Annotated in this window: 14 protein-coding genes; 7 read left to right on the top strand and 7 right to left on the bottom strand. The window is 69.9% G+C overall.

Features of this window, described 5'->3' with window-relative positions; genetic code table 11:
- Positions 1-78: 78 nt before the first annotated feature.
- Positions 79-852 (bottom strand): DsbC family protein, encoded by a 774-nt coding sequence (locus ACQVBX_RS00205; protein WP_431635889.1) that lies wholly within the window; start codon positions 850-852, stop codon positions 79-81.
- Positions 853-993: 141 nt separating this feature from the next.
- Positions 994-1,908, bottom strand: a complete 915-nt coding sequence (xerD, locus tag ACQVBX_RS00200) for a site-specific tyrosine recombinase XerD (protein ID WP_431635888.1) — start codon at positions 1,906-1,908, stop codon at positions 994-996.
- 44 nt (positions 1,909-1,952) lie between these two features.
- Between xerD and ACQVBX_RS00195 the strand changes: the two genes are divergently transcribed.
- The 4 genes from ACQVBX_RS00195 (at position 1,953) to ACQVBX_RS00180 (ending at position 5,552) form a co-directional block, all read left to right on the top strand.
- Entirely contained in the window at positions 1,953-2,450 is a 498-nt protein-coding gene (locus ACQVBX_RS00195; RefSeq protein WP_431635887.1) for an RDD family protein, read from the top strand.
- 43 nt (positions 2,451-2,493) lie between these two features.
- Positions 2,494-3,255, top strand: a complete 762-nt coding sequence (locus tag ACQVBX_RS00190) for a class I SAM-dependent methyltransferase (RefSeq protein WP_431635886.1) — start codon at positions 2,494-2,496, stop codon at positions 3,253-3,255.
- A gap of 85 nt (positions 3,256-3,340) precedes the next feature.
- Positions 3,341-4,594: a polyhydroxyalkanoate depolymerase gene (locus tag ACQVBX_RS00185; protein ID WP_431635885.1), complete on the top strand. Its 1,254-nt coding sequence runs from the start codon at positions 3,341-3,343 to the stop codon at positions 4,592-4,594.
- A 34-nt stretch (positions 4,595-4,628) separates the two neighbouring features.
- Entirely contained in the window at positions 4,629-5,552 is a 924-nt protein-coding gene (locus ACQVBX_RS00180) for a glutaminase (protein ID WP_431635884.1), read from the top strand.
- Between the two features lie 75 nt (positions 5,553-5,627).
- On the opposite strand, the gene ACQVBX_RS00175 is transcribed toward ACQVBX_RS00180, so the two are convergent.
- The 3 genes from ACQVBX_RS00175 to ACQVBX_RS00165 all read right to left on the bottom strand — a co-directional run bounded on the left by ACQVBX_RS00175 (position 5,628) and on the right by ACQVBX_RS00165 (position 8,316).
- The gene (locus ACQVBX_RS00175; protein WP_431635883.1) at positions 5,628-6,755 is read right to left on the bottom strand and encodes a hypothetical protein; all 1,128 of its coding nucleotides are present in this window, start codon (positions 6,753-6,755) and stop codon (positions 5,628-5,630) included.
- Positions 6,756-6,821: 66 nt separating this feature from the next.
- A complete protein-coding gene (gene ltaE / locus ACQVBX_RS00170) occupies positions 6,822-7,838 on the bottom strand; it encodes a low-specificity L-threonine aldolase (RefSeq protein WP_431635882.1) in 1,017 nt (338 codons plus the stop codon).
- A 76-nt stretch (positions 7,839-7,914) separates the two neighbouring features.
- A complete protein-coding gene (locus ACQVBX_RS00165; protein ID WP_431635881.1) occupies positions 7,915-8,316 on the bottom strand; it encodes a phosphate-starvation-inducible PsiE family protein in 402 nt (133 codons plus the stop codon).
- A gap of 211 nt (positions 8,317-8,527) precedes the next feature.
- Here ACQVBX_RS00165 and ACQVBX_RS00160 point away from each other — a divergent pair, with 211 nt between their 5' ends.
- On the top strand, positions 8,528-9,505 hold the full coding sequence (locus ACQVBX_RS00160) for a cation diffusion facilitator family transporter (protein WP_431635880.1): 978 nt from the start codon (positions 8,528-8,530) through the stop codon (positions 9,503-9,505).
- A gap of 9 nt (positions 9,506-9,514) precedes the next feature.
- Here ACQVBX_RS00160 and lptG read toward each other — a convergent pair whose 3' ends face one another.
- Together lptG and lptF are read right to left on the bottom strand one after the other, a co-directional pair.
- Positions 9,515-10,615: an LPS export ABC transporter permease LptG gene (gene lptG, locus ACQVBX_RS00155; protein ID WP_431635879.1), complete on the bottom strand. Its 1,101-nt coding sequence runs from the start codon at positions 10,613-10,615 to the stop codon at positions 9,515-9,517.
- Positions 10,612-11,733 carry an LPS export ABC transporter permease LptF gene (lptF, locus tag ACQVBX_RS00150; protein WP_431635878.1) on the bottom strand — a complete coding sequence of 374 codons (1,122 nt, stop codon included), beginning with the start codon at positions 11,731-11,733 and terminating at the stop codon, positions 10,612-10,614. The genes lptG and lptF overlap by 4 nt, the downstream gene beginning before the upstream one ends.
- A 98-nt stretch (positions 11,734-11,831) precedes the next feature.
- Here lptF and ACQVBX_RS00145 point away from each other — a divergent pair, with 98 nt between their 5' ends.
- A complete protein-coding gene (locus ACQVBX_RS00145; RefSeq protein ID WP_431635877.1) occupies positions 11,832-13,325 on the top strand; it encodes a leucyl aminopeptidase in 1,494 nt (497 codons plus the stop codon).
- 68 nt (positions 13,326-13,393) lie between these two features.
- Entirely contained in the window at positions 13,394-13,816 is a 423-nt protein-coding gene (locus ACQVBX_RS00140; RefSeq protein WP_431635876.1) for a DNA polymerase III subunit chi, read from the top strand.
- Positions 13,817-13,825: the final 9 nt, after the last annotated feature.

Raw genomic sequence — 13,825 nt, 5'->3', positions numbered from 1 at the left:
TGGCGCTGTACGGGAAAACCGCCATTCTACCCGATGCTGCAATACGGCATCGGATGCCCCCGAGGCCGCGCCGGGCGGTCAGCCGCCGCCGGTCGGGTGCTTACGCAGGTCGTCCAGCACCTGGTCGGCGGTCACGTAGCCGCCGAGCTGGCGGCCGTCGGCGGTGAAGATCGCCGGCGTACCGTTCACCCCCAGGCGCTCGCCCAGTTCGAATTCCGCCTGCACCGGGTTGTCGCAGGTGGCGGGCTTGGGCGCCTTGCCCTGCTTGGCGGCGGTGAACGCGCTCTTGCGGTCGGCGGCGCACCACACCGACACCATCTCGGTGTAGGTCGGGGTGGGATTGCCGGCGGTGGTGGTCACCCCTTCGCGCGGCCAGGCCAGGTATTCGATGGCGATGCCGGCCTTCATGAAATCGTCGATGTGCTCGTGCAACTTGCGGCAGAAGCCGCAGTTGACGTCGGTGAACACGGTCAGCGTGGTCTTCGGATGCGGCGGGGCGAACACGATGCGCTGCGCCGCCGGCACGCGCGCCAGCTCGGCCTTGCGGAAGCCGGCCCAGGCGTCGTCATTGAGGCTGTGCCGCTTGGCCACGTCGACCAGGTCGCCGTTGAGCATGTACTTGCCGTCGGCGGTGACGTAGACCATCTGCCCGGACGCGATCACGCGGTAGAAGCCCGGCACCGGCGAGGGCGTGACCGACTCGATGTGCACTTTCGGCCCGAAGCTCTCGATCGCCGCGCGCACGGTCTTCTCCACCTCCGGCGGCACGCCCGTATCGGCAGCCTGAGCCGCCACCGCCACCGCCACGCCGCCCAGACAGAGCGCGAACATCAGCTTCTTCCACATCGTCATCAACCTCGTGCAGGCGCGATGGGTGGCACCGCGCGGGAAGCGCGGATTCTCGCACAGCCACCTGAACCCGATCGCCCGCCCCGGGCCGGCAAGCGTGCGCGCCGTCCCAGTGCGCGCACGCGGGCGCGGCGGCGCGGCGCTTCAGCCGCGCGGATGGTGCTGCGCGTGCAGCCGCTTGAGGCCTTCCTTCGCCACCAGCGTGTAGATCTGCGTGGTGCTCAGCGCACTGTGGCCGAGCAGCATCTGCAGCGCGCGCAGGTCGGCGCCGTGGTTGAGCAGGTGGGTGGCGAACGAGTGCCTGAGCACATGCGGCGAGATGCGCTTGGGCGTGATGCCCACCTTGATCGCGTAGCGCTTCACAAGCGTCCAGAACATCTGTCGGGTCATGCCCTCGCCGCGTTGGCTCAGAAACAGCGCCGCCGGCTGGCGGCCGCGCGCCAGCACCGGCCGCGCGGTCTGGAGATACGCCTCGATGCGCTCCAGTGCCAGCTCGCCGACCGGCACCAGCCGATCCTTGCCGCCCTTGCCGGTGACGCGCAGCACGCCCTGGCGCAGGTTCAAGCCGGCCAGCGGCAGCTCGACCAGCTCGGACACGCGCAGGCCCGAGGCGTACATCAGCTCCAGCATGGCGCGGTCGCGCAGGCCCAGCGTGGTGGTGACGTCGGGTGCATCCAGCAGCGCTTCGATCTCGCGCTCGGCCAGCGCCTTGGGCAGGCTGCGCGGCAGCTTGGGGCGTTCGATCAGACGGGTGGGATCGTCGAAATCCGCCGACTGGCGGGCGAGAAATCCGTAGTAGCGGCGGAACGAGGATTGCCGCCGCGCCAGCGAGCGCACCGCCACCGGCGCGGCGCCGTGGTAGGCCGACAGATCCTCGCGCCGCGCGTTCTCGAGCGTGCGACCGCGCGTCGACAACCAGCGTGCGAGGCCCTCCAGATCGCGGCGATACGCCTCCAGCGTGCGATCGGACAGCCCGTCCTCCGACCACACCCGCTCGATGAAGGTGGCGATGCTGCGCTGGTCAGCTTGGGCGATACTGGCGGGGTTTTCCTCTTTCATGCGCGCCATGCTGGGCACGGCGCGCGCGCGACGCAAGCGAAGCCATGACCGACGCCCCCACCTCCCTGCCCTGCCCGCTGTGGCGCCGCCTGATCGCCCTGATCTACGACCTGCTCGCGGTGGTGGCGATCGTGATGGTGGTGGGCTTGCTGTGCCAGCTGGCCACCGGCGGGCGGCTGATCACCACCGGTGCGCAGACGGCGATCGCCTGGTGGTATCGACCGCTGCAAGCGGTGGTGGTGTCGGCGTATTTCGTGGTGTCGTGGCTGCGCGGCGGCCAGACGCTGGGGATGCGCCCGTGGCATCTGCGCGTCACCGCGCGCGACGGCGCGCGGCCCACGCTGCGCCAGGCGTTGATCCGCGTGATCGTGGCCGGCGCACCGCTGGCGCTGCTCGCGCTCGCGCCCGTGCTGGGCCTGCGCGGCGCGCTGTGGGCGGCGCTGATCGCCTGGGCGGCGTGGTTCGCCGTGGCCCTGTTCGATCCGCGCAAGCGCGCGCTGCACGACCTGGCCGCCGGCACCGAGCTGCGCCGCATCGGTTGAGACGTTCACGGACAGCGCGGCGCCGGCCCGGCACACTGCGCGCATGACCGACACCGATGCCCTGGCCCGCAGCGAGGCCGACCTGCTGCGCACCAACCGCCGTTTCTACGAGGCACTGTGGTCCGACGCCCGGCTGATCGCGCCGGACCGCTTCAATACCTGGCCGCTGTTCGGCGCTCTCGCCGGCGAGGCGCGGCACCGGCTGGAAGTGGCGCCAGGCCTGCGTCCACGCCTGCCGCTGGCGGACACCTGCTTCGTCGACATGAGCCACGCCGCGCTGCGCGGCCTGCATCGCCAGGGCGCGCGCACCGCCCACGCGATGATCGGCGCGCTGCCCTTTCCCGACGCGCAGTTCGACCTGGTCTGCGCGCTGGACATCCTCGAACACGTGGTGGACGACGTCGGCGCGCTGGCCGAACTGGCGCGCGTGGCCACGCCCGACGCCACGCTGCTGCTCTCGGTACCGCTCGATCCGGACGCCTGGACCGCCTTCGACGATTTCGTCGGCCACTACCGTCGCTACGAGCCGGCGCAGATCGAGGCGATGCTGGGCGCGCACGGCTGGCGCATCGAGCGCAGCGCAATCTACGGCATGCAGCCGGAATCCTCGCGCCTGCTCGATCTCGGCCAGTGGTTCCTGACCCACCAGCGCGAGCGCGCGATGTGGTGGTACAACCGGGTGTTCATGCCGCTGGGCCTGCGTTTCCAGAAGCCGCTGGCCTGGCGCGACGGGCTCGGCGACACCGCCGGCGTCGACGAGCTGCTGCTGGTGTGCCGCCGTGGCCCGGCGCCGGCCGGCGCTTGAGCTGCCGCAGGGACTTGCGGCACCGCAACACAAATTGGACCGACTGGTTCTAGAATCAGGCCTTTACGGTTTGACGGTCCACCTCATGCTCTATCAGATCCACGAGTGGCAGCGCGCCTTCCTCGGCCCGCTCAGCCACTTCGCCGACGCCAGCGCCAAGATGCTCAACGACCCCGCCAGCCCGCTGGCGCAGTGGCCAGGCGTGGAGCGCTGGGCAGCCGGCTATGAGCTGATCCACCGCCTCGGCAAGGACTACGAAAAACCTGAGTTCGGCATCCATCAGGCAATCGCGCACGAGCACGAGATCGCCATCGTCGAACGCGTGGCGCTGGACAAGCCGTTCTGCCAGCTCAAGCGGTTCAAGCGCTTCAGCGACGACCCAGCGACCATCGAGAAGATGAAGAACGACCCGGTGGTGCTGGTGGTGGCGCCGCTGTCGGGGCATCACTCCACCCTGCTGCGCGACACCGTGCGCACGCTGCTGCGCGACCACAAGGTGTACATCACCGACTGGGTCGACGCGCGGATGGTGCCGGTCGACCAGGGCACATTCGGGCTGGACGACTACGTCGCCTACGTGCAGGAGTTCATCCGCCACATTGGCGCCGAGTCGCTGCACGTGATCTCGGTATGCCAGCCGACCGTGCCAGTGCTGGCCGCGATCTCGCTGATGGCCTCGCGTGGCGAAACCACGCCGCGCTCGATGACCATGATGGGCGGCCCGATCGACCCGCGCCGCAGCCCCACCAGCGTCAACAACCTGGCCACGCGCCAGCCGCTGTCGTGGTTCAAGGGCAACGTGATCCACACCGTGCCGAGCAACTACCCGGGCGCCGGGCGCGAGGTGTATCCAGGCTTCCTGCAGCACGCCGGGTTCATCGCGATGAACCCCAGCCGCCACCTCAACTCGCACTGGGATTTCTACCAGGACCTGGTGCGCGGCGATCTCGACGACGCCGAGTCGCACCGCAAGTTCTACGACGAGTACAACGCCGTGCTCGACATGCCGGCGCAGTTCTATCTCGACACCATCGCCAAGGTGTTCCAGCAGTTCCTGCTGCCGCGCGGCGTGTGGGACGTGGCGGGCGAGCGCGTCGATCCCTCGGCGATCAAGCGCACCGCGCTGCTTACCGTGGAAGGCGAGCTGGACGACATCTCCGGCCTGGGCCAGACCGAGGCCGCGCACGACCTGTGCACGGGCATCCCGGCCAAGGCGCGCGCGCATCGGGTGATCGAGGGCGCTGGCCACTACGGCATCTTCAGCGGCCGGCGCTGGCGCGAGACGGTCTATCCGCAGGTGCGCGACTTCATCCGGAAGTTCGAGCCGCGCACGGCGTGATGTCCATCCGCTGCCGCGACACGGCCCGCCGCGCGTGAGCACGCCGGATTACCGGCGCATCCTCGACGCGATCCGCGACGAGCTGCGTCCCGTGCTGGCCCAAGGCGAGGTGGCCGACTACATCCCGCGCCTAGCCAGCGTGCCGCGCGACAAGTTCGGCATGGCCGTGGTCACGCTGGATGGCCAGCTCTACCGCACCGGCGACGCCGACGAGGCGTTCTCGATCCAGAGCATCTCCAAGGTCTACACGCTGACCCTGGCGCTGCAGGCGGTCGGCGAACAACTGTGGCAGCGGGTGGGTCGCGAGCCCTCCGGCAGCGCATTCAACTCGCTGGTGCAGCTGGAAGTGGAACACGGCGTGCCGCGCAACCCGTTCATCAACGCCGGCGCGCTGGTGGTGGCCGACGTGGTGCTGGGGAGCCGCGCCGACGCGCGCGCCGAGCTGCTGGCTGCGGTGCGTGGCTGCGCGGCCAATCCCGCGCTGCGCGACGACCCGGAAGTGGCCGCGTCGGAGAAGTCGCACGGCTACCGCAACGCCGCGCTGGCCAACTTCATCCGCAGCTTCGACAACCTTGAGCAGCCGATCGAGGCGGTGCTGGATTTCTACTTCTATCAGTGCTCGCTGGCGATGAGCTGCACCGACCTGGCGCGCGGCTTCCTGTTCCTGGCCAACCAGGGCCGCTGCCCGTGGTCGGGCAAGGCGCTGCTGTCACCGGACCTGGCCAAACGCATCAACGCGCTGATGCTCACCTGCGGCACCTACGACGCGGCGGGCGACTTCGCCTACCACGTGGGCATGCCGGCCAAGAGCGGCGTCGGCGGCGGCATCGTCGGCGTGATTCCCGGCAAGCTGGCGGTGGCGGCGTGGTCGCCGGCACTCAACGCCAAGGGCAACTCGCTGGCCGGCAGCCTGGCGTTGGAGCGCTTCACCAGCCTGACCGGGCTGTCGATCTTCTGATGATCGGTCGGCGCTGGCACGAGGCAGTCCACCGCCGCGCGGCTTGTTCGTCAGCGCTGTCGCTGACCGGCTCGCCTAATGCCAGCACGCCACACCGGCACAGCTGAGCGTGTTGAAGTCGTACAGGGTGGAATGCCCCAGCGTGCCCTTCGGGCGCGGCACGCCCTTCGGCACGAAGAACGTGGCGCTGTGGGCGCCGTACAGGCCAGCCGGCAGGGTGAACGGCTTCAGCACCACGTAGGCGTGATACATGCCGATCGGCCGGGGCTTCGTGCCGCCGTAGACCGGAGGCACATTGCCCGGCCCCCGCGCCGCGGCGGCGGCCATCTGCCAATCGCGTGCATCGGCAGGCGTCGCCTCCCGCAGATAGCCCTTGCGCACGCCTTCCTCCAGTCCGGCTTCACCGGCCAGCGGCGTATCGGCCAGGCGGAACGAATCGGCGGCCTGCGCCGCGCGATCGGTCACCCAGCGGCCCGCCTCGGCGCCACTTTCGCTGACCAGCACTTTGCCGCTGCGCGCCGGGAACACCATGTCGACGTTGCGCCCGAACACCTGCCGGGCCGCCAAATTGAGCGAGTCGAGACGATCGCCGGACAGCGAGAACGACGGACAGGCGCCGTGGTTGTCGTGGGTGCTGACGATGCGTGGCACGCCCGATGGCAGGCCGTTGATCACCTGCCGGTGGTAGCCACTGACCAGCACCGCGAGGATGCGCGTGCCCGGTGACCAGCCCACGTTCCACACGGTGGGCTCGTAGCTGCCGAGCATCAGTACGACGGGCGCCGATGGCTGGTTCACCGCCACGTCCATGCGGGTGGCCTGATGGCCGCTCTGGTCGATCTGGAACGCCTGCGCCGCGCCTCCGTAGCCACCGGCGGCGTAGACCTTGGTGCCCGGGGGCAACTGCAGCCCGTCGAAACGACACACCGCCGGGCCGATGCCGCCGGAGGGCCCGGCGAAGTCGAACGGCTTGATTGCTTCGTCCGTCCCCACCGCACGGATCGGCGCCGGCGGCGCAGGCAGCGAACCTGCAACGGGGGCGGCGGTATGCGCGGCGGGCGGGGCTGCCGCGATCACGTGGGCGGATGCCTGATCGGGCGGCAACAGGCTCGCCTGCTGCGGCCCGGCCGGGGCATCGCCCGGTCGCTGGCAGGCGGTCAGCATCACGGCTGCACCGAGCCAGAGGATGCGCAGGTGTCGCATCGGGAACTCCTCTTCCATGAAGAACGTCGGCCGAGCATAACCGGCGCACCGAAGCCGTCCATCACCCTACGCGGCGAAGAACGCCTCGAACGCCGCCACCGTGCGCGCCACGCCCTCGTCGTCCACATCCAGATGCGTCACCAGGCGCAGCGTGGGGGTGTAGCCGATGCCGATGCGGATTTCGCGCGCACGCAGATGGACGTCCAGATCGCGCAGCCGGTCCACCGGCACGTCGACGTAGACCATGTTGGTGTGCTGGCCGAGCAGCTTCACGTTGGGGATCGCCGCCAGCCCCTCGGCCAGGCGCGCAGCGCGGGCGTGGTCGTCGGCGAGGCGATCGATGTGGTGATCCAGCGCATAGGTGCACGCGGCGGCCAACAGGCCGGCTTGGCGCCAGCCGCCGCCGGCGACCTTGCGCCAGCGCCGCGCTTTCTCGATCAAGGCCGCCGAGCCCACCAGTACCGAACCCACCGGCGCGCCTAATCCCTTGGACAGGCACACCGACACGCTGTCGAAGTGCTGCGTGATCTCGCGCGCCGGCACGCCACAGGCGACCGCCGCGTTGAACAGCCGCGCGCCGTCCAGATGCAGGCCAAGGCCGCGCTCGCGGGTGAACGCGCGTGCCGCGGCAAGGTAATCCAGCGGCAGCGCTCGGCCCCACCAGGTGTTCTCCAGCGCGAGGATCTTGGTGCGCGGGAAGTGCGGGTCGATTGGCTTGATCGCCGCGGCCACCTTCTCCAGCGGCAGCGTGCCGTCGGCGTCCTGCGGAATCGGCTGCGGCTGGATCGAGCCCAGCACGGCCGCGCCGCCGCCCTCCCAGCGATAGGTGTGCGCATCGGCGCCCACGATGTACTCGTCGCCGCGCTCGCAGTGCGCCATCAGGCCGACCAGATTGGACTGCGTGCCGGTGGGCACGAACAGCCCGGCCTCGAAGCCCAGATCGTCGGCGAGCCGCTGCTGCAGCGCGTTGACCGTGGGGTCCTCGCCGTAGACGTCGTCGCCCACCGCCGCCTCGACCATCGCCGCGCGCATCGCTGCGGTCGGTCGGGTCACCGTGTCACTGCGCAGATCCACCCAGCCCACTGCCGTTCTCCTCACGCGAAAAAGGGAACGCGCAGCATGACCGCGCCGCGGTGGCCGGACAAGCCGGCCGGCACGCTCAGCTGAGGTGGCGCGAGTCGATCGCGTCGCGGTACGGCAGCTTCAGGTGGCCGTAGCGCACCACCACCACGGCCACCGCCAGCAGCAGGATCGCCACCGCCGTGCCCAGCAGATCGAGCGCGGGCAACTGCTGGTCCACCAGCATGTGCCGGGCCAGCGCCACCATCGCGATGTACAGCGGCATGCGCACGGGCAGCTTGCCGGCTGTCCAGTACACCTCGACCATCGAGACCAGCTCCAGATACATGAAGAGCAAGAGCAGGTCGCTCACCCCGGCGTGGCCGGCCAGCACCATCTGCCGCACCTCGCTGAATCCGGCGAACAGCGTCGCCAGCAGGATGGCCAGCAGGCCAACCTTTTCGATGAAGGAGAACGAGCGACCGATCAGCGGCGTCTGCATGGCATGTCCCCGGCTTCAGGCGCACTGGCGGTGCGCGCGTCGGCATCATGATCACGCCGCGGAAGGCCCCGCAAGCGGCGCGGGGGTGACAGGACGACGCACCCGCTGCAGGCGCGTCTGGGTGCCGGTCCTGGCCGAGCGGGCCGCCGTCCACGGCCTATCGACGCGGCCGCGGGCATGGTGTTCATCCTGCCTCTTTCCGGAATCGCTCATGGCCGACAGCAAGGCGCGCGCGCATGCGTCGTCGAACAAGGTGGTGGTGGCCGCGCTGATCGGAAACCTTGCCATTGCCGTGGCGAAGTTCATCGCCGCCGGCGTGTCCGGCAGCTCGGCGATGCTCAGCGAGGGCGTGCATTCGCTGGTGGACACGGTGAACGAGCTGCTGCTGTTGTACGGACTGCGTCGAGCCCGGCAGCCGGCCGATGACAGCCATCCGTTCGGTTATGGGCGCGAGCTGTACTTCTGGAGCTTCATCGTTGCCCTGCTGGTGCTGGCGATGGGCGCGGGCGTGTCGCTGTACGAAGGCATCGCGCACATCCGCCAACCGGTGCCGATGAAGCACCCGCTGCCGAGCCTGATCGTGCTGGGCGTTTCGATGCTGTTCGAGGGCGGTTCGTGGTGGGTGGCGCTGCGCGAATTCCGCCAGCGCAAGGGCCAGCGCGGCTACTTCGAAGCGTTCCGCCAGAGCAAGGACCCGAGCGTGTTCACCGTGCTGCTGGAAGACACCGCCGCGCTGAGCGGGCTGCTGATCGCCCTGGCCGGCATCGGGCTGGCGCATTGGCTGCAGATGCCGGTGTTCGACGGCATCGCCTCGCTCGGCATCGCCGCGGTGCTGGCCTGCTCGGCGCTGCTGCTTGCGCGCGAGACCAAGGGCCTGCTGATCGGCGAGCCGGCACGACCGGGCGTGAGCCAATCGCTGATGCGCATCGCGGCGGCCGATCCGGGCGTGCGCTCGGCCAACGGCGTGATGACGGTGCAGATGGGGCCGGACCGCGTGGTCGCCGCGCTCAGTGCCGAGTTCGAGGATGCGCTGGCCACACCGCAGATCGAGGCCTGCATCGGCCGCATCGAGTCGCGCGCCAAGGCCGAACATCCCGAGCTGGCCGCCCTGTTCGTCAAGCCGCAGACGCCCGAGACCTGGAAACAGCGCCGCGCGGCACTCGGCCGCGAGGACACGCTCGCGCACTGAGCCGACGTGTCAGCGATGCCGCCGGAAATACACCCAGGCGGCGAGCGCCAGCACGGTGGCCGGCAGCAGGTTGGCCAGCAACGGCGGTACGCCGTAGACCGTGCCGAAATTGATCAGCGCCTGCTGCAGGAAGTACCAGGCGATGGCGATCAGGATGCCGATGAAGATGCGCTTGCCCAGGCCGCCCGAGCGCAGGCTGCCGAAGGCGAACGGCATCGCGCAGAGCACCAGCACCAGCACATTGAGCGGATACAGCGCGCGCGTCCAGAACGCCACGGCGTAGACGCCCGGGCTCTGCCCGTTCGCCTCGAGATAATTCATGTTGCGGCGCAGATCGCGCATCGGCAGGTACTGCGGCTGCACCAGCGACTGTTCCAGCACGCGCGGATTGAGCCGCGCATCCCACGGCATGCTCGGCACCTGGGTGGTGTGCGTGCCCTTGTCGTCCAGCGTGGTGCTGCGCACCTGCGACAGCGTCCACTGGCGACCATCGTGCTGCGCGCTCTTCGCCCAGTCGAAGCGGGTGAGCTGGCCGTCGTCGCTGAAGGTGAACACGCGCACGTCCGCCAGCTCGACCTGATTGTGCCCGTTCACCTGCTTGAGCAGGCTGGTCTTGGCGTTGATCACGCGACGGCCGTCGCGCGCCCACAGGCCAGTGGAGCCGGCCATGCCCAGGCCGCTCGTGCGCTGGCGCAACTGCATCGCCTGAGCCTTCTGATCGCCCCACGGCGCCGCCGTCTCGCCGAGGATCACCACGCCGACGATGAGCAGCGCCACCACGCCCGCCGCCGAGGCGGCGATGCGCAACTGCGACATGCCCGCGGCGCGCAGCGCGGTGAGCTCGCCGCTGCCGGCCAGGCTGCCCAGCCCGAGCAGGCCGCCGATCACCGTGGCGTAGCCGAAGTTCTCGTAGAGCCGGCGCGGAAAGGTGACCAGCACGTACAGCGCAGCGTCGGCGAGGGTGAATCCGTTCTTGCCGACGTGGCCGAGCTGGCGCAGGAACTGCAGCAGGGCATCCAGCCCGGTGATCATCAACCAGACGGTGAGCAGCGAGGCCAGCACGGTAGTGCCGATCAGCCAGTCCACCCGCCGCGGGCGCAGGGCGATCATGCGATCACCTGCGGCGAGCGGGCCGCGCGCACGCGACGCGGCCGGTACTGGTTGCGGAACATCCACGCACCGATCGCGAAGGCCAGCGCGCTCACCACCCACATCGGCCCGGAGCTGTGCCAGTGGCCCTTGCTGATCTGGCCGTTACACAGCGCCATCATGTTCTGGTAGAGGAAGAACGCGAGCACCGCCAGCAGCAGCCGGCCGTAGCGGGCCTCGCGCGGGTTCTGCTTGGCCAGCGGCAGCGACAGCATCATCAGCACCAGCGCCATCACCGGCGAACCGATGCGCCAGGCCAGCTCGGCGCGCGCCTCGTTGGAATCGGTGCGCGCCAGCGCGATCGTGTCCAGGTTGTGGCTGGGATCGTCGTCGCTGTCGCCGCCCTGCACGTTGGTCAGCGAGGCATCGTTGCGCTCGTAGCGGATGCGCCGCCAGTTGTCCGCGCCCAGCGGCAGCTCGTACTGCCAGCCGTCGATCAGGCCGAGGAAGCGGCCGTTGCCGTCGCTTTCCTGGTAGAGCTGGCCGCGCGTGCCGGTGATCAGGCGCAGGTGGGTCAGGCCGTCGCCGCCCTTGCGCTCCGTGGCGATGAAGGTCTTGCCCAGCTGGCTGCCGTCGCGGCTGAGGGTGTCGACGAAGATCACGCCGTCCTTGCCCGGCAGTTCGGTGAAGCGGCCGGCATCGAGGCCGGCGGCGATCACCGAGCGGTTCGCCGCGTCGATCAACGCGGCCGAGGTGCGCGATGCCCACGGCCCCAGCCAGAGCGACACCAGCCCCACCGCCAGCGCGATCACCACCGCCAGCATCGCCACCGGGCGAAACAGCCCGCGGGCGCCCATGCCCGAGGAGGCCAGCACGTGCATCTCGCTCTCGCGATACATCCGCCCCATCGCCCACAGCGCACCCACGTAGCCGGACAACGGCAGCAGGTTGGACAGGCCATCGAGCATGTTCAGCCCCAGCACCTGGAACATCACGCTCGCCGGGTAGCTGCCGTTGGCCACCTGCTGCAGCACATGGGCGAAGGTGCTGCCGGCGAGCACCGTCACCAGCACGATGGCTGTGGCCGCCATGGTCAGGCCCAGCTCGCGCAGGAAGTAACGGTCGAGGATGCTCAGCATGCGATAGAATCAGAGGCTTGCGCCGCGCCCACGGGGGCGCTGGCAAACCGCAAGTCTAGCCTGTCCGGCCGTGCCGGCGCCTACCGCAGGACCCTCCGATGACGCTTCAGTTCAGCCTCGCCTCCACCGCCCCGGAAACCGTCGATACGCCCTGCGTGGTGGTCGGCGTATACGAAGGCGGCGTGCTCTCCAGTGCGGCGGCGCGCATCGACAGCGCGGCCGACGGGGCGATCAAGCGGCAGGTGGAAAGCGGCGACATCACCGGCAAGGGCGGCAGCGCCAGCATGCTGTTCGCTCCCGCAGGCATCGCCGCCAAGCGCGTGCTGGTGATGGGCCTGGGCCAGCAGAAGGGCTTCGACGCCGCCCGCTACCAGCGCGTCAACGCCGACGCGGCGCGTGCTCTGGGCAAGCTGCCGATCGACGGCGCGGTGTCCTACCTCACCGAGATCGACGTGCCCGGCCGCGACGCCGCCTGGCGCATGCGCACCGCGGTGCTGGCCGCCGACCACGCCAGCTATCGCTACACCGCCACCTTCAAGCCGCGCGAAAAGACCGCGCAGCCGGAGCTCGCCAGCGTGGCTTTTGCCGGCGGCGCCGAGGCGCAGGCCGGCCTGGATCAGGGCATGGCGATCGCCGAGGGCGTGCGCTTCGCCCGTGAGCTGGCCAACCTGCCGCCGAACATCTGCAACCCCGCCTACATCGCCGACCAGGCCCAGGCCTTCGCCGCCGCCCACAGCGACGCGGTGAGCTGCCGCGTGCTCGACCACGAGGAAATGGAGAAGCTCGGCTTCGGCTCGCTGCTCGCCGTGGGCCGCGGCTCGGTCAACAAGCCGCGCCTGATCGCGCTGGAGTACAAGGGCGGCGCTGAGGGCGACGCACCGTACGCGTTCGTCGGCAAGGGCGTCACGTTCGACTCCGGCGGCATCAGCCTCAAGCCCGGCCCGGGCATGGAGGAGATGAAGTTCGACATGGGCGGCGCCGCCGGCGTGCTCGGTGCGTTCGTCGCCGCGGTGAAGATGGGCGTGAAGACCAACCTGGTGTGCGTGGTGCCGAGCGTGGAGAACATGCCCGACGGCGAGAGCTACCGCCCCAGCGACGTGCTCACCAGCCTCTCGGGCCTGACCATCGAAGTGCTCAACACCGACGCGGAAGGGCGCCTGATCCTCTGCGACGCGCTCACCTGGACCGCGCAGACCTACAAGCCGCACACCATCATCGACGCCGCCACGCTCACCGGCGCCTGCGTGATCGCGCTGGGCAAGCACGCTACCGGTCTGATGAGCAAGCACGACGACCTCGCCGCCGAGCTGCTCGCCGCTGGCGAGACCACGCTCGACCGCGCCTGGCGGCTGCCGCTGTGGGACGACTACCAGACCCAGCTCGAATCGGGCTTTGCCGACGTGGCCAACATCGGCGGCAAGAGCGCCGGCGCGATCACCGCCGGCTGCTTCCTGTCGCGCTTCACCGAAGGCCAGCGCTGGGCGCACCTGGACATCGCCGGCACCGCGTGGGACGAGGGCCGCAAGGGCCTGGCCACCGGGCGCCCGGTGCCGCTGCTGGCGCAGTGGCTGCTGGACCGCGCCTGCGCGTGATGACCCCCACCGTCATTCCGGCGAACGCTGGAATGACGAGCCAACGCTAAAGCAACGACTCTCCCATCATGCCCCGCGCCGACTTCTACCTCATCGACAAGCCGCGCTTCCGCGAGCAGCCGCTGCTGCTGGTGTGCGAGCTGGCGCGCCGCGCGTTCGCCGCGCAGCAGCCCACGCTGATCCTGGTGCGCGACTTCGAGCAGGCCGAGGCGGTGGACGAGCTGCTGTGGGCGTTCGACGAGGACGCCTTCATCCCGCACCAGCTCGCCGGTGACGACGACGATGCGGACACCGCGGTGCTGATCGTGCCGCCGGGCATCGACACCGCCGACCGGCCACTGGTGATCAACCTGCGCGAAGGCTGCGCCCCCGGGCGCTTCGAGCGCGTGCTGGAAGTGGTGGCGGCCGACCCGGCCGAGCGCGACGGCTCGCGCACGCGCTGGCGCGAATACGCGCGGCTCGGTTTCCAGGTGAACAAGTTCGACATGTGAGCCGGCGGC

Origin of the sequence: Dyella thailandensis, assembly GCF_050749815.1 — a bacterium.
Taxonomy (GTDB): Bacteria; Pseudomonadota; Gammaproteobacteria; order Xanthomonadales; family Rhodanobacteraceae; genus Dyella_A.
The sequence above is the reverse complement of the archived record's forward strand: the minus strand, read 5'-3'. Positions and strand labels throughout refer to the sequence as shown.